23 protein-coding genes are annotated in these 19,443 nt (G+C 70.7%); 14 read left to right on the top strand and 9 right to left on the bottom strand.

Going from position 1 to position 19,443, the window contains the following annotated elements; all coding sequences use genetic code 11:
- Nucleotides 1–12: 12 nt before the first annotated feature.
- Both BLR91_RS19590 and BLR91_RS19585 read left to right on the top strand, forming a co-directional pair.
- A complete protein-coding gene (locus BLR91_RS19590; RefSeq protein ID WP_089878696.1) occupies nucleotides 13–1,416 on the top strand; it encodes an MFS transporter in 1,404 nt (467 codons plus the stop codon).
- A 125-nt stretch (nucleotides 1,417–1,541) separates the two neighbouring features.
- Nucleotides 1,542–2,552 carry an aldo/keto reductase family protein gene (locus BLR91_RS19585; RefSeq protein ID WP_089878698.1) on the top strand — a complete coding sequence of 337 codons (1,011 nt, stop codon included), beginning with the start codon at nucleotides 1,542–1,544 and terminating at the stop codon, nucleotides 2,550–2,552.
- A gap of 39 nt (nucleotides 2,553–2,591) precedes the next feature.
- On the opposite strand, the gene BLR91_RS19580 is transcribed toward BLR91_RS19585, so the two are convergent.
- Complete coding sequence (locus BLR91_RS19580) at nucleotides 2,592–2,855, bottom strand: hypothetical protein (protein ID WP_197674302.1); 264 nt, start codon at nucleotides 2,853–2,855, stop codon at nucleotides 2,592–2,594.
- Nucleotides 2,856–2,966: 111 nt separating this feature from the next.
- Here BLR91_RS19580 and BLR91_RS20085 point away from each other — a divergent pair, with 111 nt between their 5' ends.
- Entirely contained in the window at nucleotides 2,967–3,347 is a 381-nt protein-coding gene (locus BLR91_RS20085; protein WP_157694705.1) for a zinc-ribbon domain-containing protein, read from the top strand.
- Here the strand turns inward: BLR91_RS20085 and BLR91_RS19570 are convergent.
- Complete coding sequence (locus BLR91_RS19570; protein ID WP_089878705.1) at nucleotides 3,328–4,122, bottom strand: hypothetical protein; 795 nt, start codon at nucleotides 4,120–4,122, stop codon at nucleotides 3,328–3,330. The genes BLR91_RS20085 and BLR91_RS19570 overlap by 20 nt on opposite strands.
- 212 nt (nucleotides 4,123–4,334) lie before the next feature.
- On the opposite strand from BLR91_RS19570, the gene BLR91_RS19565 reads away from it, so the two are divergent.
- The 3 genes from BLR91_RS19565 to BLR91_RS19555 all read left to right on the top strand — a co-directional run bounded on the left by BLR91_RS19565 (nucleotide 4,335) and on the right by BLR91_RS19555 (nucleotide 7,536).
- Entirely contained in the window at nucleotides 4,335–4,670 is a 336-nt protein-coding gene (locus tag BLR91_RS19565; protein ID WP_089878708.1) for a DUF4190 domain-containing protein, read from the top strand.
- A gap of 136 nt (nucleotides 4,671–4,806) precedes the next feature.
- Nucleotides 4,807–6,258 carry a basic amino acid/polyamine antiporter gene (locus BLR91_RS19560; RefSeq protein ID WP_269457343.1) on the top strand — a complete coding sequence of 484 codons (1,452 nt, stop codon included), beginning with the start codon at nucleotides 4,807–4,809 and terminating at the stop codon, nucleotides 6,256–6,258.
- Nucleotides 6,259–6,279: 21 nt separating this feature from the next.
- On the top strand, nucleotides 6,280–7,536 hold the full coding sequence (locus BLR91_RS19555; protein ID WP_089878711.1) for an arginine deiminase: 1,257 nt from the start codon (nucleotides 6,280–6,282) through the stop codon (nucleotides 7,534–7,536).
- A 7-nt stretch (nucleotides 7,537–7,543) separates the two neighbouring features.
- Here the strand turns inward: BLR91_RS19555 and BLR91_RS19550 are convergent, their stop codons facing one another.
- From BLR91_RS19550 to BLR91_RS19535, 4 genes are all read right to left on the bottom strand, one after another.
- Nucleotides 7,544–8,119 carry a dihydrofolate reductase family protein gene (locus BLR91_RS19550; RefSeq protein ID WP_089878713.1) on the bottom strand — a complete coding sequence of 192 codons (576 nt, stop codon included), beginning with the start codon at nucleotides 8,117–8,119 and terminating at the stop codon, nucleotides 7,544–7,546.
- Between the two features lie 70 nt (nucleotides 8,120–8,189).
- Complete coding sequence (locus tag BLR91_RS19545) at nucleotides 8,190–9,266, bottom strand: NAD-dependent epimerase/dehydratase family protein (protein WP_089878714.1); 1,077 nt, start codon at nucleotides 9,264–9,266, stop codon at nucleotides 8,190–8,192.
- On the bottom strand, nucleotides 9,263–10,105 hold the full coding sequence (locus tag BLR91_RS19540; RefSeq protein WP_089878717.1) for an MTAP family purine nucleoside phosphorylase: 843 nt from the start codon (nucleotides 10,103–10,105) through the stop codon (nucleotides 9,263–9,265). Before BLR91_RS19540 ends, BLR91_RS19545 begins: the two co-directional genes overlap by 4 nt.
- On the bottom strand, nucleotides 10,102–11,604 hold the full coding sequence (locus BLR91_RS19535; protein WP_089878720.1) for a glycosyltransferase 87 family protein: 1,503 nt from the start codon (nucleotides 11,602–11,604) through the stop codon (nucleotides 10,102–10,104). Before BLR91_RS19535 ends, BLR91_RS19540 begins: the two co-directional genes overlap by 4 nt.
- Before the next feature lie 112 nt (nucleotides 11,605–11,716).
- On the opposite strand from BLR91_RS19535, the gene BLR91_RS20380 reads away from it, so the two are divergent.
- The 3 genes from BLR91_RS20380 to BLR91_RS19525 are packed head-to-tail and all read left to right on the top strand — an operon-like array spanning nucleotide 11,717 to nucleotide 13,330.
- On the top strand, nucleotides 11,717–12,292 hold the full coding sequence (locus BLR91_RS20380; RefSeq protein WP_231918754.1) for a hypothetical protein: 576 nt from the start codon (nucleotides 11,717–11,719) through the stop codon (nucleotides 12,290–12,292).
- Nucleotides 12,285–12,899, top strand: a complete 615-nt coding sequence (locus tag BLR91_RS20375) for a molybdopterin-dependent oxidoreductase (protein ID WP_231918753.1) — start codon at nucleotides 12,285–12,287, stop codon at nucleotides 12,897–12,899. Before BLR91_RS20380 ends, BLR91_RS20375 begins: the two co-directional genes overlap by 8 nt.
- Nucleotides 12,896–13,330 carry a hypothetical protein gene (locus BLR91_RS19525; RefSeq protein ID WP_089878722.1) on the top strand — a complete coding sequence of 145 codons (435 nt, stop codon included), beginning with the start codon at nucleotides 12,896–12,898 and terminating at the stop codon, nucleotides 13,328–13,330. The genes BLR91_RS20375 and BLR91_RS19525 overlap by 4 nt, the downstream gene beginning before the upstream one ends.
- Here BLR91_RS19525 and BLR91_RS19520 read toward each other — a convergent pair.
- The 3 genes from BLR91_RS19520 to BLR91_RS19510 are packed head-to-tail and all read right to left on the bottom strand — an operon-like array spanning nucleotide 13,290 to nucleotide 15,270.
- The gene (locus tag BLR91_RS19520) at nucleotides 13,290–13,988 is read right to left on the bottom strand and encodes a class I SAM-dependent methyltransferase (protein ID WP_089878725.1); all 699 of its coding nucleotides are present in this window, start codon (nucleotides 13,986–13,988) and stop codon (nucleotides 13,290–13,292) included. The genes BLR91_RS19525 and BLR91_RS19520 overlap by 41 nt on opposite strands.
- The gene (locus tag BLR91_RS19515) at nucleotides 13,985–14,608 is read right to left on the bottom strand and encodes a TIGR04282 family arsenosugar biosynthesis glycosyltransferase (RefSeq protein ID WP_089878728.1); all 624 of its coding nucleotides are present in this window, start codon (nucleotides 14,606–14,608) and stop codon (nucleotides 13,985–13,987) included. The genes BLR91_RS19520 and BLR91_RS19515 overlap by 4 nt, the downstream gene beginning before the upstream one ends.
- Nucleotides 14,605–15,270, bottom strand: a complete 666-nt coding sequence (locus BLR91_RS19510) for a glycosyltransferase family 2 protein (RefSeq protein ID WP_089878731.1) — start codon at nucleotides 15,268–15,270, stop codon at nucleotides 14,605–14,607. Before BLR91_RS19510 ends, BLR91_RS19515 begins: the two co-directional genes overlap by 4 nt.
- A gap of 121 nt (nucleotides 15,271–15,391) precedes the next feature.
- On the opposite strand from BLR91_RS19510, the gene BLR91_RS19505 reads away from it, so the two are divergent.
- The 5 genes from BLR91_RS19505 to BLR91_RS19485 all read left to right on the top strand — a co-directional run bounded on the left by BLR91_RS19505 (nucleotide 15,392) and on the right by BLR91_RS19485 (nucleotide 19,442).
- Nucleotides 15,392–16,108: a response regulator transcription factor gene (locus BLR91_RS19505; RefSeq protein WP_089878734.1), complete on the top strand. Its 717-nt coding sequence runs from the start codon at nucleotides 15,392–15,394 to the stop codon at nucleotides 16,106–16,108.
- A gap of 10 nt (nucleotides 16,109–16,118) precedes the next feature.
- Complete coding sequence (locus BLR91_RS19500) at nucleotides 16,119–17,270, top strand: sensor histidine kinase (RefSeq protein ID WP_089878742.1); 1,152 nt, start codon at nucleotides 16,119–16,121, stop codon at nucleotides 17,268–17,270.
- Nucleotides 17,271–17,503: 233 nt separating this feature from the next.
- Nucleotides 17,504–17,959 (top strand): hypothetical protein, encoded by a 456-nt coding sequence (locus BLR91_RS19495; RefSeq protein WP_089878744.1) that lies wholly within the window; start codon nucleotides 17,504–17,506, stop codon nucleotides 17,957–17,959.
- A gap of 56 nt (nucleotides 17,960–18,015) precedes the next feature.
- The gene (locus BLR91_RS19490; RefSeq protein WP_020076411.1) at nucleotides 18,016–18,456 is read left to right on the top strand and encodes a MerR family transcriptional regulator; all 441 of its coding nucleotides are present in this window, start codon (nucleotides 18,016–18,018) and stop codon (nucleotides 18,454–18,456) included.
- Nucleotides 18,453–19,442, top strand: coding sequence for an NAD-dependent epimerase/dehydratase family protein (locus BLR91_RS19485; protein WP_089878747.1), 990 nt, complete (start codon nucleotides 18,453–18,455; stop codon nucleotides 19,440–19,442). Before BLR91_RS19490 ends, BLR91_RS19485 begins: the two co-directional genes overlap by 4 nt.
- Nucleotide 19,443: the final 1 nt, after the last annotated feature.

Genomic DNA, 19,443 nt, shown 5'->3' with positions numbered 1-19,443 from the left:
GGATGAGTGCCGATGACCAGACCGTCGGCCTCCTTCCATCGCGGACTCGCACTCCTCGTCGCCGCCACGTTCTTCATGGAGAACCTGGACGGCACGATCATCCAGACGGCCGCGCCCACGATGGCGCGCGAGTTCGGGGTCGCCCCCGCCGAGCTGAGCATCGCGATGGTCGCCTACCTGCTCGCGGTCGCCGCGGGCATCCCGGCCACCGGATGGCTCTCCCTGCGTATCGGGATCCGGCCGGTGCTGCTCACCGCGATCGTCGTCTTCACGGTCGCGTCGGTGCTCTGCGCCTTCGCGCCGACCCTGACCTTGCTGACGCTCGCCCGCGTCCTGCAGGGGATCGGCGGCGCGCTCATGGTCCCGGTCGGGCGGCTGGCCGTCCTGAGCGGGACGGAACCGCGCGACCTCCTGGATGCGATCGCCTACCTCACCTGGCCCGCGCTGATCGCGCCCGTGATCGCACCCGCGCTGGGCGGCATCCTCACCGACACCGTCGGCTGGCGCTGGATCTTCCTCATCAACGTGCCCCTCGGGATCGCGGCCGTCGTCGCCGGGCTGCGCCTCATCCCACACTCCGAGCCGCAGCGGGGAACACCGTTCGATGTGCGCGGGTACCTGGCGATCGCGTTCGCCCTCATCCTGCTGACCGCCGGGGCGGAAGCGCTCAGCGCCGACGATCCCGCCCTGGAGATCGTGGGCGCCGTGGCGATCGTCGGCTCCGCCGGTGTCGTGTGGGCGAACATCGTCGCGTCTCGACAGCGCACGGATACCCTCTTCGACTGGAGTGTGCTGCGGCGGACCACCTTCCGCGCCGGCAACCTCAGCGGCGGCGTGTACCGGATGATCATCACGGGAGCGCCGTTCCTGTTCACCCTCCTGTTCCAGCTCGCCTATGGCTGGAGCGCGACCGTCGCCGGGCTCATGGTCATCGCCGTCTTCGTCGGCAACCTCGGCATCAAGCCCTTCACGACGCCGTTGATCCGGCGGTTCGGCTTCCGCCGCATCCTCATCTGGTCGAACGGGCTCGGGATGCTGGTGCTCCTCGCCTTCGTGGCGATCGGTCCCGACGCCCCGGTTCCCGTGCTGATCCTGCTGCTGATCGTGAGCGGGGTGTTCCGCTCGGTCGGGTTCAGTGCGTACAACACGCTCCAGTTCGCCGACATCGAGCCGGAGGAGACCACGAACGCGAACACCCTGGCGTCCGCGTTGCAGCAGGTCGCGGTGGCGCTCGGCCTCGCGGTCGTTGCGGTGTTCGTGCGCGCATCGACGGCGGTGTCGGAGGGTGTGACGGGGTCACCGCTACCCGGCTACCACTGGGCGTTCGCGCTCGCGGCGGCGCTGCTCGTGCTTCCGCTGGTCGGCGCGTTCCGCCTCCCGCACGACGCGGGCGCCCGGGCGATCGTGCGGCACTGACGGGCGTCACTCGGGCATTCATCGACCGGCGGACTCAATCCGAGAAGATTCTCCTGTTGGATTCGCAGAACGGATGCGGCCTAGCATCGCGATGACCACGCTTCAGCGGTGCGAAAGGAACGACAGTGCAGTTCAGATACCTGGGAAACTCCGGCTTCAAGATCTCCGAGATCACCTACGGAAACTGGTTGACCCACGGCTCGCAGGTGGAGAACGACACGGCCGCCGCCTGCGTGCGCGCCGCCCTCGACTCCGGCATCTCGACCTTCGACACGGCCGACGTCTACGCCAACACGATGGCCGAGACCGTCCTCGGCGAGGCCCTCAAGGGCGAGCGCCGCCAGTCGCTGGAGATCTTCACCAAGGTGTTCGGCCCGACCGGCCCGAAGGGCCACAACGACGTCGGGCTCTCGCGCAAGCACATCCTCGAGTCGATCGACGGGTCTCTGCAGCGCCTCCAGACGGATTACGTGGACCTCTACCAGGCTCACCGCTACGACGTCGAGACACCGCTCGAGGAGACGATGCAGGCGTTCGCCGACGTCGTCCGCGCGGGCAAGGCGCTCTACATCGGTGTCAGCGAGTGGACGGCCGAGCAGCTGCGGGCCGGGCACGCGCTGGCGAAGGAGCTGAACATCCAGCTCATCTCGAACCAGCCGGAGTACTCGGCACTGTGGCGGGTCATCGAGGCGGAGGTCGTGCCGACCTCCAAGGAGCTCGGCATCTCGCAGGTCGTCTGGTCGCCCGTCGCACAGGGCGTGCTGAGCGGCAAGTACCGTCCGGGTGCGCCGCTGCCCAAGGGCAGTCGCGCCACCGACGAGAAGGGCGGCGCTGGTGCGGTCAAGCGCTGGCTGACCGATGACGTGCTGACCCGCGTGCAGGAGCTCACCCCGATCGCGCAGGAGCTCGACCTCACGCCGGCGCAGCTCGCGGTCGCCTGGGTGCTGCAGAACGACAACGTGGCCACGGCGATCATCGGCGCCTCCCGCCCGGAGCAGGTCGTCGAGAACGTCAAGGCCTCCGGCGTGACGATCCCCGCCGAACTGCTCGCCCGCATCGACGAGGTGCTCGGCGGAGCGGTCGAGCGCGACCCGTCGCACACCGCGACGCGGTCGCCGAAGACCCGGGAGGCCTGAGCCGCGGGAGGCGGCCGCGTACCTCACGCGGCCGCCTCCTCATCGCGGTCGGATCACCACCCCGGCCAACGTCCGCTGGATGAGTCTCAACGTCTGGATCGTGTCGACATCCGTGAGTCCTGTTGTCGTCGCCCAGTCGACGCCCGACCCGACGACATCGCTTGCGAAGACGACCTCGGTCGCCAACAGCGCGCGGGTCCAGTCCAGGCGAGTGAGGGGGATCCGACCCGCTATCGCCTCGGCGAGCCGACGCCCTTCGCGGCGCAGAGACTCGGCACTCTCGAATCCGAGGGCCACGGCCATCGGCTCGCCGCTTCGGGCAGGACCGCCCCACTCCCCGAGCCCACGTACCAGGAGGGTGCGCTCCCGATCGGACAACTCCACATCGATCAATTCGTCCACCACGACCGAATCATGACACCGGACCAGCACTCGGCGCAGACTTTCGCGGGCGGATTCGGCCGGGTCAAGGGCTTACCCCGCCCGGGAACCGCGCTGCTAGATGGGGGAGCTGTCCAGAGGAAGGCCCAGCGCATGCTCCTGATATTCGGTTCTAGCGTGCACGAGACGATCATCAACGTGGTCCGGTTCGTGTGCGGCTACTGCGGCGTCGACGCGCCCCAGAACGTCGTCAAGCGCTCGAACCGCTTCACGCTGTTCTTCCTCCCGCTGTTCCCGATCTCGACCCGATACATCAACCGGTGCACCAACTGCGGGGGCGAAACCGCCCTCACGGCGGATCAAGCGTGGCATTCGCTGACGTGGAGCGCACGCGCTAGCGATACGCGACGCTGAGGTTCAGCTGCGTGTCCCGAAACAGCGTCGTGTCGCCGCGGCGCAGCTGCGGGTTGAGGTAGAACAGCTGATCGAGCGTGAGCCCGAAGCGGTCGGCGACCGCCTGGGAGTTGTCGTTGCCCCAGACGATGTACCTGGCGGGTTGTCCCTCGTACGACGTCACGGTTCCACGCGCATATGGCCGGGGGCCCGAGTCGGTCACGGTGAGCCCGGGGTAGAAGCCGGGAATGGTCCAGGTGATCGGCGCGGCCGCCTCGACCGTGCCGTCGGTGACCAGCTCCACGCTGTGGAAGTACGACAGGTCGCCACGGTCTGTCCGCCCGCTCGAATCGAACGGCAAGACCTGGTCGCCGCTGGTCACCTCGAGCACCCCGACGGGGTCGTCGTGCGCCGGCACGGTCGGCGCTCCGGCCGTCGCCCCGAACCGGTCGACACTGAGCGCGACGGTCGCTCCCTGTGCGGTCGTGCTGAACCCGCTGAGCACGACCTGGAACCGCAGATCGGATGCGACGCTGACCGTCACGTCACCCGTGGCATGTCCCTCGACATCGTCGAACCTGCCCGTGCCCATCACCGTTCCCGCGGGAGGGAGGTACTGGTACTCGTCCGCGAGCGACGTGTCAGCGGTCCGGGTCGGAGTCGGAGTCGGATGCGCGTTCGAGGCGGGATGCGCAGCGTGCGTGGGCCGATCGTGCGCGGGCGCTGCAGTGCATCCCGTCGCCAGACCGCCGATCGCGGCGAGCGCGGCCCCGGCCACCAGGATCTTTCGCCGCATCCCCCGCACCACAGTGACACGCTGTCGGATGCGCCGGGCGAACGCAATGGCCGACCCGCCCATCCGGCGACTCGCTGAGAGCATCCGCAGACGCCGATCCGAGCGGAAAGACACGGGCGAAGCGCCGCGTGGCTACGCTGTCCACGCCTGTCAGGCTCACACCACCGAGTACGCGTCCCCCGGGGCGCCATCACGAGAAGGATTTGTCGCCCATGACCGACGACACCCCGTCGTTCCCGCCCGACGGCACGTCGCGTGACGCTGAGCCGACGCTGCCCCCGCACTTCCCGGGCGCGCTACCGGCGGTCCCTGCGCCCGAACGGCTGCCCTTCAGTAAGCCGGCGATCTGGGGCTTCGTCATCTCCTGCGTCAGCCTGTTCGTCTTCGGCTTCATCGGAGCCCTTGGCGCCGTCATCTCCGCGCGCGGTTTCCGCGCCGCCCGGCAGGGGACCGCCCGTGGCCGCGGGCTCGCGATCGCCGGCATGATCATCGGGACGGTCGGCTTCCTCTACTACGCGGTCGTTTTCATCCTGACGCGCTTCCCGTAGCGCCCGCACGGGCCCCTCCCGATTTCGGTCCTTGCCAGCCGGCGGCCCGGCGAGTTGAATGTGCGCGTCGAACCGTGTGGCGGGGAACGTGCTCACCTCCCCGCTGGACGACGCAGCGCACCCCTGGGGAGGGTCGGTGACGAGAACAGACGAGACAGCACCGCGGGAGGCCGCACCCGCCGCGAAGCTGTCCATGTTGACGATGACCGGGATGGTCGTCGGGTCGATGGTCGGAGCGGGCGTGTTCTCGCTCCCGCGCCGGTTCGCCCAGGAGACCGGGGTCGCCGGCTCGTTGATCGCGTGGTCGATCGCGGGCGTCGGGATGCTGATGCTCGCGTTCGTCTTCCAGATGCTCGCCAACCGGAAACCCGAGCTCGACGCCGGCGTGTACGCGTACGCGAAAGCCGGGTTCGGCCAGTTCCTCGGCTTCTTCTCCGCGATCGGTTATTGGGCGAGCGCCGGGATGGGACTCGTCTTTTACTGGGTCTTCATCATGTCGACCATCGGCGCGGTCGCCCCCGCGCTGGGTGACGGCGACACCCTCCTCGCGATCGGGATCTCGTCTCTCGGGTTATGGGGGTTCTTCTTCCTCATCCGCCGCGGCATCAAGGAAGCGGCGGTCATCAACCGCATCGTGACCGTGGCGAAGCTCGTTCCGATCGTCGTCTTCATCCTGCTCTGCCTCTTCGTGCTCAAACCGCAGGTGTTCGCCGAGAACTGGGGAGGGGCCGACTACGCCGGGTCGCTGTTCGACCAGGTGACCGGCACCATGCTGGTGACCGTCTTCGTCTTCCTCGGCGTGGAGGGGGCGAGCGTCTACTCCCGTCACGCGAAGCGGCGCGCCGACGTCGGCAAGGCGACGATCCTCGGGTTCCTCAGCGTCTTCGCCACCTTCGCGTCGGTGACCCTCGTGTCGTACGGCGTGCTGCCGATGGGCGAGATCGCGCAGCTGCGGCAGCCGTCGATGGCCGGCGTGCTGGCCGCCGCCGTGGGGCCGTGGGGCGCCTGGTTCGTGAGCATCGGACTCGTCGTCTCGGTGCTGGGCGCCTACCTGGCCTGGTCGCTCATGGCGGCGGAGGTGCTGTTCGTCGCCGCCAAGGACAACGACATGCCGCGCTTCCTGTCGCGCTCGAACGCGGCCGACGTGCCGGTCCCCGCCCTGTTGATGACGGCGATCTTCGTGCAGGTGATCCTGGTGATCACCTACTTCTCGCACGACGCCTTCAACCTGGCGCTCGATCTCACCAGCGCGTTGACGCTCATCCCCTTCTTCCTGGTCGCCTGCTACGCGATGAAGCTGGTCATCACGAGGGAGACGTACGGCGACGCCCCGCGCGGCTGGGGGCGCGAGACGACCATCGCCGTCCTCGCGACCCTCTACACGGCGTACCTCATCTTCGCGGCGGGCGTTACCTTCGTGCTGCTCTCGTTCATCATCTACGCGCCGGCGACGGTGCTGTTCGTCATGGCGCGCCGCGAGCAGGGGCGACGCGTCTTCACCGGTCGGGAGCTGATCATCCTGGCCGTCGCGGTCATCGGCGCGATTACCGGCATCGTCGCCCTCGCCGCCGGCTGGATCAGCATCTGAGGTCTCATCCAAGGAGGAACGATGACGGATTCATCCCCAGCGCCCACCTACGGCGTCCATTCCGAGGTCGGCCGGCTGCGGAAGGTGCTCGTCTGCTCGCCCGGGCTCGCCCACCACCGGCTGACGCCGAGCAACGCCGACGACCTCCTCTTCGACGACGTGATGTGGGTGGACAACGCCATCCGGGATCACGCCGCATTCGTCGCCGACCTGCGCTCGAACGACGTCGACGTGGTGGAACTCCACGACCTCCTCGCCGAGACGGTCAGCGACCCGGACGCGAAGTCCTGGCTGCTCGATCGCAAGATCGTCGCGGGCGAGGTCGGTCTCGGCCTCATCGAGGGGACGCGCGCGTACCTCGACTCGCTCGCTCCCTCCGAACTCGCCCGCTACCTGATCGGCGGACTGGCCACCTCCGACCTTCCCGACGACTACCGGACCGACTACGTCGCCCTCGCCCGGGAGTCCACCGGCGTCCGCGAGTACCTGATGCCTCCCCTGCCGAACACGCTGTACACCCGCGACACCACCTGCTGGATCTACGGCGGAGTGACGCTCAACCCCCTGTACTGGCCGGCCCGTCACGACGAGACGCTGCTCATGAAGGCCGTCTACGGCTTCCACCCGGACTTCCGCGACGCCACCGTCTGGTGGGGCGACCCGGAGGCGGACTGGGGTCAGGCGACCCTCGAAGGCGGCGACGTCATGCCGGTCGGCAACGGCGTCGTCCTGATCGGGATGAGCGAGCGGACGTCGCGGCACGCGATCACGCAGGCGGCCGCAGCACTCTTCGCGCAGGGCGCCGCGACCCAGGTCATCGTCGCCGGGATGCCGAAGCTCCGCGCGGCCATGCACCTGGACACCGTGTTCACCTTCGCGGACCGCGACATCGTCACCCTTTACCCGAAGATCATGGATGCCGTTCACACGTTCACCCTCGTCCCGGAAGACGCCGCCCCCGGACTCCGGGTGATCGACCACGGCGACCGCGTCTTCGTGGACGTCGTCGCAGAGGCGCTCGGCCTTCCCCGGCTGCACGTCATCGAGACCGCAGGCGACAACTACGAATCAGAACGCCAGCAGTGGGACAGCGGCAACAACGCCGTCGCCCTGCGCCCGGGCGTGGTCTACGCGTACGACCGGAACACGGCCACCAACGCGCTCCTGCGCGACGCGGGTGTCGAGGTCATCCCGATCGTCGGAGCGGAGCTCGGCCGGGGACGCGGGGGCGGCCACTGCATGACGTGCCCGATCATCCGCGATCCGGTGGAGTTCTGACGCGGCGCTAACGGACCACGCGGTACTGCAGGTGCGTCGCCGCCGGGGTGAACTGCGCCCCGACGCGCTCCAGCGCGATCGCCGCGTCGAGCGACCCGAAGAGCGGGGTGCCGCCGCCGAGGAGCATCGGCATCACATGGAGGTGCAGTTCGTCGACGAGGCCGAGGGGGAGTGCCTGCTGCATCACGGTGGCGCCGAAGAGGTGCACGTCTTTGTCGCCCGCGACCTGCCGGGCCTGCCGGACGGCGTCGGGAACGCCGTCGGAGACGAACGTGAACACCGCGGGATACGGCCGGTCCGGCGGGTGGTGCGTGAGCACGAAGACCGGCACCTCGCCCATCGGGCCGGCGTCGCCCCATCCCCCGTCGCCCTCGTTCTTCTCGAACGACGTCCGCCCCATGATGATGGCGCCGACGCTGCCGATGACGCTCTGCAGCAGAGCGCGGTCCTCGTCCGAGGCCGTCGGCCGCAACCAGGCGTGCAGGCCGTCCGCTCCGTCGCCGAAGGGATTCTCGCGGCTGTCGTTCGGGCCGGTGACGTAGCCGTCGAGCGAGACGGACATGTCGCAGATCGTGCGCCCCATGGTGGCCTCCTCGCCAGGTCCGACCAATCAAGCACTCGGCGTCACGACACGTCAAGACGCGTACCCGCACTCAGACGGAAGCCCCGGCGCGTGGCCGCATCGGCGCCGACGCGAACGCTCGCACCGCATCCGGCCATGGCTGCCGCGCACGCCAGCCGAGCTCTGCGGCGATGCGGTCGGACGAAGCCGTGATGTGGCGCACATCCCCGAGCCGGAACTCACCGGTGACGACGGGAGCCGGACCCGCCATCGCCTCCGCGAGCGTGCGGGCGAACTCCCCGATCGTGCGGACCACGCCGCTGCCGACGTTGTAGGCGCGCACATCGCCGTCCGGTCGCGCGGCCAGAGCTTCGACAGCACGGATGTTCGCCTCGGCCACATCCCGCACGTCCACGAAGTCGCGGCGCTGGCGGCCGTCCTCGAAGACCAGCGGCGCACGACCCTCCTCCAGCCGCGAGCGGAACAGGGAGGCGACCCCCGCGTACGGCGTGCCGATCGGCATCCGCGCGCCGAACACGTTGTGATAGCGCAGGGCGACAGCACGCCCGCCGGTCGACCGAGCCCAGGAGCGGATGAGGTGCTCCTGGGCCAGCTTGCTCAGCGCATACACGTTGCGGGGCTCCGTCGGGTGGTCTTCGCCGATCAGCACGGGCCGCAGCGGCCGCCCGGCCCGGTCCAGCGGATCGAACCGGCCGGCACGGAGGTCGTCGACCGCTCGCGCGGGCGGCTGAACCACGCGGTCCCCGTCCTGGTACAGCCCCTCGCCGTAGACGACCATCGAGGACGCCAGCACGAGCCGGGTCGTCCCCGCCTCGGCCATCGACGCGAGCAGCCGCGCCGTGACGCCGACGTTGGAGTCGACGTAATCCGGGGCGTCGGCGAAGTCCACGCCGAGCCCCACCTTCGCCGCCTGGTGACACACGGCATCCACCGAGCGCAGCAGTGTCGGCGGAACCGCGCCGGCGTCGCACACGAGCAGGTCCGTGTCGCCGCTCAGGGCGAGGAACCAGTCGGGGATGTCGGCGCTCGCGTGCACGTCCGGTCGCAGGGAGTCGACGACGGTCACCCGCCAGCCGCGAGCGAGCGCGGACTCCACCACGTGCGACCCGATGAACCCCAGCCCTCCTGTCACGAGCAGGTGCGTCACCGGACGCCTCCGACCGCCACCGGTGCCGACAGCACGCGGCGGATCGCCTCCGCGGGGATGAGGGCGCGCGGCCGGTAGCCGTCGGGCACCGCGCCGATGGTCGCCGCGATCGCGGCTCGGATGCGCGGCTCCGCCTGCGCCATCCGCTCGAGCACCAGTGCGGCATCGGCCGCGTCGGCGGTCTCCCCGGCGGCGGTGCCCGCATCCGTGTCGGTGACGAACGCGATGGTGACGAGACCCAGGCCGAGCTCCGCCGCGAGCACGGCTTCGGGATACTGCGTCATGTTGACGATGTCGGCGCCCGCCGCCCGGAACCAGGCCGACTCCGCCCGTGTCGAGAAGCGCGGGCCCTGGATGACGACCGAGGTCCCCTCCGGGATCGCATCCTCGCCGAGACTCGCGAGCGCATTCACCGCCGCCGCCCGGAGCAGCGGGTCGAACGGGTCGGCCGCCGCGAGGTGCTGCACGTCATCCTGATCGAAGAACGAGTCGGGACGCCCCGCCGTCCGGTCGATCAGCTGGTCCGGGACGACGAACCGGCCGGGCCGCGCGCGGTCGGACAGCCCGCCCACCGCGGACGAGGTGACGACCGCGCGGACACCGAGCACGGCCAGTGCCCAGATGTTCGCACGATAGGGGATGCGGTGCGGCGCGAGCGCGTGGTCCTCGCCGTGCCGCGCCAGGAAAGCGACACGGCGTCCAGCGGCCTCGCCGATGCGGATCGGTCCGGACGACGGCCCGTAGGGGGTCTCCACGACGACGGTCTCCACGTCGGCGTCGGCGTCGAACAGCCGGTAGAGGCCGGAGCCTCCGATCACGGCGATGTCGGCTTCGGTCATGATGTCTCCTCTCGGGCAGGGGCGGTCGATGCGGGCGCGCGTTCGGCGGGGTTCGAGATCTCGGTCCGGGTCGTACGCGCGGGGTTGGGGATGCGACGCTCGGCGCGAGCACGGCGCCAGCGCACCACGGTGGCCGTCGCGACCACCGCTGCGGCCGCCGCCACCACGAGCGTCCCGGCCGGATGACCCGCCACCAGGGTCCGCAGGGTCAGCGCGATCGGTACGACCAGCCACTCCCACCGCTTGCTCAGGGCGATGAACGGGATGAGCACGAGCGCGTACCAGGGGTAGCTCGGGCTCGTGATCAGCAGCACAGCGCCGACGGACACCGTTTGCGCATGCCACGGCGCACGGGGATCCGACATACGCCAGGCGAGGAAAAGCGCGGCCAGGATGAGCAGCGCCGCCGCACCCGTCGCCCACAGGCCCGGAAGGAACGGAGACAGCAGCGCGAACCGCGAGCCGCTGTCGTAACCCTCCTCGTCCAAGTAGCCGGGGAGGTACCCGATGACCGCCCAGCCCATGACGGCGACATAGGGGATGTAGCTGACGGTGAAGGTGGCCGCGGCAGCCAGCGTCGTGGTGATCGGTCGGCGGCGCGCAAGAGCCGGTGCGGCGATCGCCGGGACGAACTTGGCCGCGGCGGCCAGCCCGATCAACACCCCGGCGAGCGCCGCACGACGTCGGCTCCCGTCCGGGCCGAGGCGCCGAACCGACCAGGCGGCCGGCGAGCCGGCCGATGTCGCGGCGAAGGTCGCGGCGACGATGAAGAGCACGCCGAGCGCATCCACGTGCGAATTGGTCACGGCCTCCGAAGCGACGAACGGCGACCAGCCCCACAGGGCGGCCCAGCGGGCATCGAGGCCGCGAGCGCGCATCCCCCACATCAGCAGCACCGTCGTTCCGAGGCTGAGCAGCAACCCGCCCACCTGAAGCGGCGCGTACTCGGCGCCGACCGGTACCACCGAGCGCACAGCCGCGAAGTACGCCTCCGCCGCGGGCGGGTAGATCGTCGGCACCTGCGGCCGGTTGAGCGCGGTGCAGAGCACGCCGCCGTCCGGCACCGACGTCGTCTGCTGGATGCGGAGCCCCTCGCAGTGCAGCGCGCCGTCCGTTCCCCGCACAGGCTCAGGGAACAGCCAGGCGACGCGGTACCGGTCGAGCGAATCGGCGGCCGGCACATGCGCGTAGGGGGAGAGCCCCGCATCCTGCACGATGCCGTCCCACGCGTAGCGTGCGGAGTCGGTGCTGAGGTTGGGCGGCCCGGCCAGCGCCGCGCAGCCGAGCGCCGCCGACCCGGCGAGCACGAGCACGAGCGCCGCGCGTCCCCGGATGCGGAGGAGCACGAGGAACGCCGCCGCCGCAATCAGCCAGGCCGCCCCCGCCGTCACTCCCAACGCGAGCTTCGCCCCGGGCGCGAACCCGCCGAGGGTCGCCGTCGACAGCGCGGTGACGGCCGCCAGGGCAGCGAGCAGCACGGAGACGATGGCGATCTTCACGCTGTCGAGTGTGACCGGCCCGGCGGTGCCGCACAGCGCGATCGGGCGTCCCGTTCGGGGATCGTAAGATTTGCCGGGCGTGCAGCCTCAGGCCGCCGATCAGAATCGGATCATGTCCGTCACCGAACGTGTCTCGAGCGCCCTCGCGGTGCGGATGGCCGGCGCCCGCGGCGTGCTCGCCGCACCCGCCCGCAGCGCGCGGACGACGGTCGTGATCGGCCGCCTCCTCGCCACCGCGTTCCTGGTCTGCTTCCTCACCGGCCTCTACAGCCACCTGCTGCAGGAGCCGCTGCCGGGGATGCGGTTCCCGACCTGGCCGGGTGTCTACGCCTTCACCCAGGGGCTGCACGTCTCCGTCGGCATCGCGATCTTCCCGCTCCTGCTCGGCAAGCTGTGGACCGTCTACCCGCGGTTGTTCCTGTGGCCGCCGGTGCGGTCGGCGCGGGAGCTGCTGGAGCGCGCATCCATCGCCCTGCTGGTCTCGAGCGCCCTGCTCGAACCGGCGATCGGGCTGGTCAACACGTACCAGTGGTACCCGTGGCCGTTCCCCTTCCGGCAGACGCATTACGCCCTGGCCTGGGTGATCGTCGGTTCGCTGGCGATCCATATCGCCGTGAAGCTGCCGATGATCGTCCGCTTCTGGCGCCGCCGCAGCACGGCGACCGACCGGAGCGTCACCGATGACTGAGCCGCAGAGGGTCACGCGCCGCGCGCTTCTCGGCACGATCGCCGCCACCGGCATCGCGGCGGTCGGCCTCACCGCCGGTCAGTCGTTCGGATGGCTGGCGCCGTTGAACGCCTTCGCACCGCGCGTCCAGGGTTACGGCCCGCAGCAGGTGCCCGTGAACACCACGGCGAAGGCAGCGGGAGTGGTGGATGCGGCCCAAGCCGCGGACTGGACCCTGACCGTCCGTCGCGGCGACCGCACCGAGGTGCTCGACCGCACCCGGCTCAGCGGTCTGCCGCACGCGCGCGCCACCCTGCCGATCGCCTGCGTCGAGGGCTGGAGCACGACGGCGCAGTGGGAGGGTGTGCGGATGCGCGACCTGCTCGCGCTTGTCGGCGCGCCCGCCGCATCCACCGTCCTGGTCACCAGCCTGCAACCGCGCGGCGCCTATCGCATGACGACGATGGGGCCCGAGTTCGCGGAGGACCCGAGCACGCTCGTGGCCCTGTCGCTGAACGGGCGGACCCTCGATCTCGACCACGGCTACCCGGCGCGGGTGATCGCGCCGGGCCGTCCCGGCGTCCTGCAGACCAAATGGCTGAGTTCGATCGAGGTGATGCCGGGATGATGCGGACGCGTGCGGCCATCGGCGCGCTGGGAGCGGCCCTGATCGGCGTCGGCGGGGTGTTCCTCGTCCTGGACCTGGAGCCCGTCCAGATCGCCGGACTGGTGCTCTGGCTCGCCGCCGCCGTGGTGCTTCACGACGCCGTGCTGGTTCCGGTCGTCACGGTAGTCGATCTCCTGCTTCGGCGCGCGTCCCGCCGTCTGCCGACGGCCGTGGTGGCGGTCGTCGAGGCCGGCTTCGCGGTCGGCGCCCTGCTCACCGCGATGGTCGTGCCCGAACTGATCGCCCAGGCTCGAGGGCCGCGTAACGCGACCGTGCTGCCCGGCGACTACGGCCTCCGGCTCGCCGTGCTGTGGATCGCGATCGCGCTCGCCGTCGCGATCGCGTCGGGCGTCATCGTGTGGCGAGCACGAAGATCCGGCCGCCGCTCCTGACGGTCGCGGTCTGCATGCCGAGCTGGTCGAGCAGGCGGGTGGCGGCTCGCTCCCCCACCTCGGCCCACGGGAACCACCCGCTTCGGGCGCCGACGGGATGCACGAGCTGCGCCGCGAAGCGCGCGCTGCGGTCCACGTCCGCGTGGGTCTCCACGAGCATCCGCCCGCCGGGGCGCAGCAGCTCGGAAGCGCGGGCGAGCAGAGCGGCGGGGTCCCCTCCGATGCCGATGTTCCCGTCCAGGAGCAGGACCGCTCCCCAGGTCCCCTCCGCAGGGAGCGTCTCGAAGACGGATCGGCGCAGCACCGGCAGCCCCCTGGCCCGTGCGTGCCCGACCGCCACCGCCGAGATGTCGATCCCCAGCGCGAGTCTGCCCGACTCGATGGCCGCCCGGACCATCCGGGCGGGGCCGCATCCGACGTCGAGTACGGGCCCGGACGTCAGGGCGAGCACTCGGCGTTCCTCTGGAGTCGCGGGAGCGAGGTAGGCGGAGACGTCCAGGGGAGCCGCGTCATCGTCGACGCCGTCGCTGACGACGGTCAGGAGTCCGCCGCCCGCACGGAGAGCGAGATCGTAGGGTTCGGCGCCGCCCCCGCCGAAGTCGGCCGGAGTCTCCCAGGCCGACGGGAGCTCGGTCGCCGGTTCCAGGGCCGCGCTCACGCGTCCACCCCGCTCGGGCGCAGAGCAGTCAGCACACGCGCGACCGCCGGCGACCGTCGTGCGGCGATCGGCACGTCCGCCGCGGTGTCGATGTCGGTGAGCGGTGGAAGGAGCCGGACGCGCAACCCGGCGGCGCGCAGCCGCTCGAACTGGTGGGCTCCCGTCCGGTCCGTCGACATCGGCACGCCGCGGATCAGAGCGCCGTCCGGCCTCCGCATCGCCAGAGCCCAGAAGCCGCCGTCGGTCGCCGGGCCGAACCAGGCATCGACCTCGGGGTCGCCGGCGAACACCCCGGCGAGGACCGCCGGGTCGACGTGCGGCGTGTCCATCCCGAGCAGCAGCAGCGGTTCGTCGATCGTGTCGAACAGCGCGGCGATGCGCTCGTCGAGCCCACCGCCGGACTGCGGGATCACCTCCCAGCCGGCGGCCTCCGGCGGCAGGGCGTCGCCGTCGAAGTACAGGATGCGGCGGGAGGCCGGCAGCGCCGCGGCGACCTCGAGGGTGTCGGCCAGGGCAGCGGCGGCGATGGTCGCCGCCTCCTCAGCCGTGAAGTCGGGCTGCAGCCGGGTCTTGACCCTGCCCGGCACGCACTCTTTCGCGATCACGACGACGGCGGTCATCGCGCCGACTCCGCCAGCTGCCGACGCACATCCCGCACCGCCGTCAGGTAGCCGCGGACCGAGCCGGTCACCTTGGATCTCCCGACGCGTGGGAGGTAGTCCACGGTGACCTGCTGAAGACGCCATCCCTGCCGGTGCGCGCGCAGCACCAGTTCCACCGGGTAGCCGCTGCGCCGATCCGTGACGCCCAGTTCCAGCAGGGGCACCCGGTAAGCCGCCCGCACAGGGCCGAGATCGTAGAGGGGGGCGCCGGTGCGCGAGCGGATCAGCCGTGCGAGCACCCGGTTCGCGACGCGCGCGGCGAACGGCCAGGCCGAGCGGCTCGTCGGCCGCCGGCGTCCGATCGTCAGATCGGCCGCACGGGAGTCGACCGGCCGGACCACAGCGTCGAACTGACGAGGGTCGATGGTTCCGTCGCCGTCGCACACCACCACCAGTTCGGAGGTGGCCGCTTCGAGGCCGGCCTTCACCGCGGCGCCGTAGCCGCGCCGCGGCTCGTCCACGACGCGCGCTCCGCCCCGGCGCGCGACCTCGGCGGTGGCATCCGTCGACCCGTTGTCGACCACGATGGCGCGGTAGCGCGGGGGCAGGGCCGCCAGCAGGGCCGGCAGAGCCTCCTCCTCGTTCAGACACGGGAACACGACGTCGATGGGTTCGATCACGATTCGACGCTATGCAGCGCCGCCTCCGCCCGGCCGGTCAGAATCTTACGAAACACGGACGGTCGCCCCCGCGTCCCCGTGATCCGTCCCGACCCGCAGCCCGCCGACCTATGCTGAGCGCATGACCACCCCGCTGTCGGAAGCCGCGGCGCGCGACCTGCGCGACCGCCGCGTGCTCGTGGTGGAGGACGACCCCACCGTGCGGGAGGTCGCCAGCGGCTATCTCCGCTCCGCGGGCCTCATCGTCGACGAGGCCGTCGACGGCTTCCGCGCGCTCGACCTCGCCGAGCGCACGCCGCCGGACCTGGTGGTGCTCGACCGCATGCTGCCCGGAATCGACGGGCTCGAGGTCGCTCGTCGGCTCCGCAGCCGACGGCCTGTGCCGATCATCCTCCTCACCGCCCTGGGGTCCACCGACGACCGCATCCAGGGTTTGGAGGCCGGAGCGGACGACTACCTCGCCAAGCCCTTCTCGCCGCGCGAGCTGGTGCTGCGCGCGCAGTCCATCCTCCGCCGGAGCGTCGGAGCGCTCACCCCGGAGGCGCCGTTCCGCCTCGGCGACTTCTCCATCGATCCGTCGAACCGCACGGTCGCCAAGGCGGAACGCGAGCTCACCCTGACCGCCCGGGAGTTCGACCTCCTCGCGTTCTTCCTCAAGCATCCGAATCACGTGTTCAGCCGGGAGCAGCTGCTCAAAGAGGTGTGGCGCTGGGACTTCGGCGACCTCTCGACGGTCACCGTCCACGTGCGCCGGCTGCGCGAGAAGATCGAGGACGACCCCACCAAGCCGCGTCACCTGACCACCGTCTGGGCGGTGGGCTACCGGATGAGCGTCTGAGGATGTCCGCATGATCGCCCTCGGAGACCTCGCCGTGATCGTCGGCACCAGCCTCATCGTTGCCGTCGTGATCTCCGCCATCGCCGTGATGGTGCTGCATCTGCTGCGCCGCGCCTCCATCCTGATCCGGCTCGGCGTCGTCGTGCTCGCTGCGGTCGCGTCGATCGTCGGCGGCACGGTCGCCATCGCCCGGGCGATGTACATCTCGTCGCACGACTTCGTCGTGCTCGCCTGGGTCATCGGCGTTGCAGCAGTCGCGAGCCTGGGTGTGGCCGCTGTGCTCGGGATGGGGCTGGTGCGCACCAGCCGCACGCTCCGCGTCGCCGCGCGGGCGGTCGGCGACGGCCAGGTGGTGCCCGCGGAACGGCAGGACAGCAGCGAGTTCAGCGCCCTCTCGCGCGAACTCGCGGACGTCTCCCGACGCCTCGCGGAGTCACGCGAAGAGGTGCGGATGCTCGACGAATCCCGGCGAGAACTCGTCGCCTGGATCTCGCACGACCTGCGCACGCCCCTCGCCGCGATGCAGGCCATGGCGGAGGCGCTCGAGGACGGCATCGCCGCCGATCCGGAGCGGTACTACCGCCAGCTCCGCAGTCAGACCGACACGCTCAGTCACATGGTCGACGACCTGTTCGAGCTGTCCAAGATCCAGTCCGGAGCCCTGCGGCTGGAGCTCGGACCGCTGTCGATGTACGACCTCGTCAGCGACGCCGTCGCCGACCTCGCTCCCCTCGCGGCGACCCGGTCGGTGTCGTTGAACGAATCGCAGGACGGCGACCTCACCGTGTGGGGAGATGCGCGGGAGCTCTCGCGTGTCATCCACAACCTGCTCGTGAACGCCATCGAGCACTCGCCCGCCGGTTCGGCCATCCACGTGTCGGTCCGGGAGGGAGCGCATTCATCCGTCGTCCTCAGCGTCGTGGACGAGGGCGGCGGCATCCCCGAGGAGTACCTGCCGAAAGTCTTCGACGCCGGCTGGCGGGGCAGCGCGGCGCGATCGCCCCGCAGCGGAGTCGTGTCCGGCGGGGCCGGGCTCGGCCTGGCGATCGTGCACGGCATCGTCACCGCACACGACGGGGATGTCTCCGTGCGGAACACGGTCGGCGGCTGTCGTTTCGACGTCCGGCTACCACGTTTCCAGCCCCGAATGGCCGGAAGCTGAGCGCTTTCACAGGGGGACAAATGACCCCCGTTTTGGTGTCCGCGCTATGGAGGACATCGGAGTAGTTTTGGGCTACCGGTGAACCCGAATCACCGGCCGCGAACGCACGAGGCTCCCAACCCGACAACCCGGTGGCCCACGCGAGCGCCTTCATAACGCGTCCCGAAACCGTGTGTGACCCGACATCACGCCGGCCCGTTCGAGGCGCCGTAACGGAAAGTACCCGAACTTCCATGTTGCGCAATATCAGCTCCACCGTTCCCAGCCGCCTACTCACACGCCTGACCACGCTCACCAGCGGGCAGTGGATCGCCATCACCTCGCGCCCGGTCCCGAACCGCGCGGACAGCGTGACGGTCGACTCGCCGCTCGAGGAGACGATCTCGGCGATCTTCACCGCGCTGCCGGTCAGCGACGCCACCGACACTCCGCTGGTCGGTTGGCTCGGCGACCCGGCCAATGATGCCGGGCTCGACGCCTTCTTCACCGTCCAGGGGCTCGCCCGCGACATCGAGCGCCGCCCGCTCGAGATGGGTCGCCTGCAGGACCTCCCGGACGACCCGTGGCAGAACGTCGCCGCCGTCGTCACGGTCCCTGCAGCGACGGAGTTCGTCTTCTTCGTCTGCGTCGGCCACGGCGAGCAGGCCCCGGTGACGCTCTTCGGCGCACGTCAGCACCTGGCCGCCTGACCCGGTCGCGACGGAGCGCTTGACTTCAAGCGCTTGAGGTCTGTTCTGATGGGGACATGACCACGTTGACCATCCAGGACGTCTCCCGGCAGAGCGGGCTGAGCGAGCCGACCCTTCGGTACTACGAAGAGGTCGGCCTGCTCGGCCCGATCGCGCGCGACGAGCGCAGCGGGCACCGGCGGTACGCCGAGGGCGACCTCGACGCCGCCCAGGTGCTCGCCTGCCTGCGCGCCATGGGCGTCGGGATCGAGGACATGCGCACGTACCAGGCGAACCGCCGGCGCGGACGCGAGGCGGCGGCCGAGCAGCGCGACATCCTGCTTCGCCACGCCGACCGCGTCGAGGAGCAGATCGCGACGCTCCGCGTGCACCTCGACTACCTGAGGGTGAAGGCCGCCCTGTGGGATGCGCGGGATCAGGCGGACTCCGCCGCCGAGGCTCAGGCGTACGCCGAGCTCGAATCCATCCTTCCCCGACTCGAGGAGACCTTCCGATGACATCCCCCGCTCCGACCACCCTCGTCACCGGCGGCACCGGCTACCTCGCCACACGGCTGCTGGCCGACCTGCTGGCGTCCGGCACCGCGGTCCGCACCACCGTCCGTTCGCTGGACCGCGCGGACGAGGTCCGCGACGCCGTCCGTCGTGCGGGCGTCGACGCCGGTGGCCTCTCGTTCGTCGCCGCCTCCCTCACCGAGGACGACGGCTGGGCCGACGCCCTCGCCGGTATCGAGGAGGTGCACCACACCGCGTCGCCGATGATCCAGTCCTCCGTGCCCGACGAGGTCGTGGTCCCCGCCCGTGATGGCGCGTTGCGCGTGCTGCGCGCCGCACGGGATGCCGGTGCGCGCCGCGTCGTGCTCACCTCGTCGTTCGCCGCTGTCGGATACTCGCCGAAGGCGGTCCGCGACTACGACGAGAGCGACTGGACTGACCCTTCCACCCCCGGCCTGCCCGCCTATCCGCTGTCGAAGGCGGTCGCCGAACGCGCCGCCTGGGACTTCGTCGAGCGGGAGGGCGGCGACCTCGAGCTGGTCGCCGTCAATCCGACGTGGATCGCCGGCCCGACCCTGACCTCCTCCGCGCGGTCGTCGCTCGCCTACTTCACGGGGATGCTGGACGGCACGATGACGGCGGTCCCGCGGCAGCGCTTCGGGATGGCGGATGTGCGGGACGTCTCGGCGGCCCATCTCTCCGCCATGTCCACCCCGGGAGCGGCGGGCAACCGCTACCTGGTGCTGGCGGATGGGCCGACGATGACCTTCCTCGACGTCGCGAACGTGCTGCGGGAGCAACTCGGCGACCTCGCCGCCCAGGCGCCCACCGAGGAGTTGCCCGGCGACGAGCCTGCACCCCTCGTCATCCACAACGAGCGGGCCAAGCGGGAGCTGGGCCTTCGGCCACGCCCCGCCGTCGAGACGATCGTGGAGACGGCCGAGAGCCTGCGCGATCTCGGGCTGCTGGCCGATCCGCCGCGGGGCTGAT

Origin of the sequence: Leifsonia sp. 466MF, from assembly GCF_900100265.1 — a bacterium.
Taxonomy (GTDB): Bacteria; Actinomycetota; Actinomycetes; order Actinomycetales; family Microbacteriaceae; genus Leifsonia.
The sequence above is the reverse complement of the archived record's forward strand: the minus strand, read 5'-3'. Positions and strand labels throughout refer to the sequence as shown.

Coding starts and splice junctions, on each gene's coding strand:
- BLR91_RS19590 (WP_089878696.1), top strand. CDS start 13: ATGACCAGACCGTCGGCCTCCTTCCATCGCGGACTCGCACTCCTCGTC.
- BLR91_RS19580 (WP_197674302.1), bottom strand. CDS start 2,855: ATGGCCGTGGCCCTCGGATTCGAGAGTGCCGAGTCTCTGCGCCGCGAA.
- BLR91_RS20085 (WP_157694705.1), top strand. CDS start 2,967: ATGACACCGGACCAGCACTCGGCGCAGACTTTCGCGGGCGGATTCGGC.
- BLR91_RS19570 (WP_089878705.1), bottom strand. CDS start 4,122: ATGCGGCGAAAGATCCTGGTGGCCGGGGCCGCGCTCGCCGCGATCGGC.
- BLR91_RS19565 (WP_089878708.1), top strand. CDS start 4,335: ATGACCGACGACACCCCGTCGTTCCCGCCCGACGGCACGTCGCGTGAC.
- BLR91_RS19555 (WP_089878711.1), top strand. CDS start 6,280: ATGACGGATTCATCCCCAGCGCCCACCTACGGCGTCCATTCCGAGGTC.
- BLR91_RS19550 (WP_089878713.1), bottom strand. CDS start 8,119: ATGGGGCGCACGATCTGCGACATGTCCGTCTCGCTCGACGGCTACGTC.
- BLR91_RS19540 (WP_089878717.1), bottom strand. CDS start 10,105: ATGACCGAAGCCGACATCGCCGTGATCGGAGGCTCCGGCCTCTACCGG.
- BLR91_RS20380 (WP_231918754.1), top strand. CDS start 11,717: ATGTCCGTCACCGAACGTGTCTCGAGCGCCCTCGCGGTGCGGATGGCC.
- BLR91_RS20375 (WP_231918753.1), top strand. CDS start 12,285: ATGACTGAGCCGCAGAGGGTCACGCGCCGCGCGCTTCTCGGCACGATC.
- BLR91_RS19525 (WP_089878722.1), top strand. CDS start 12,896: ATGATGCGGACGCGTGCGGCCATCGGCGCGCTGGGAGCGGCCCTGATC.
- BLR91_RS19515 (WP_089878728.1), bottom strand. CDS start 14,608: ATGACCGCCGTCGTCGTGATCGCGAAAGAGTGCGTGCCGGGCAGGGTC.
- BLR91_RS19505 (WP_089878734.1), top strand. CDS start 15,392: ATGACCACCCCGCTGTCGGAAGCCGCGGCGCGCGACCTGCGCGACCGC.
- BLR91_RS19500 (WP_089878742.1), top strand. CDS start 16,119: ATGATCGCCCTCGGAGACCTCGCCGTGATCGTCGGCACCAGCCTCATC.
- BLR91_RS19495 (WP_089878744.1), top strand. CDS start 17,504: ATGTTGCGCAATATCAGCTCCACCGTTCCCAGCCGCCTACTCACACGC.
- BLR91_RS19490 (WP_020076411.1), top strand. CDS start 18,016: ATGACCACGTTGACCATCCAGGACGTCTCCCGGCAGAGCGGGCTGAGC.
- BLR91_RS19485 (WP_089878747.1), top strand. CDS start 18,453: ATGACATCCCCCGCTCCGACCACCCTCGTCACCGGCGGCACCGGCTAC.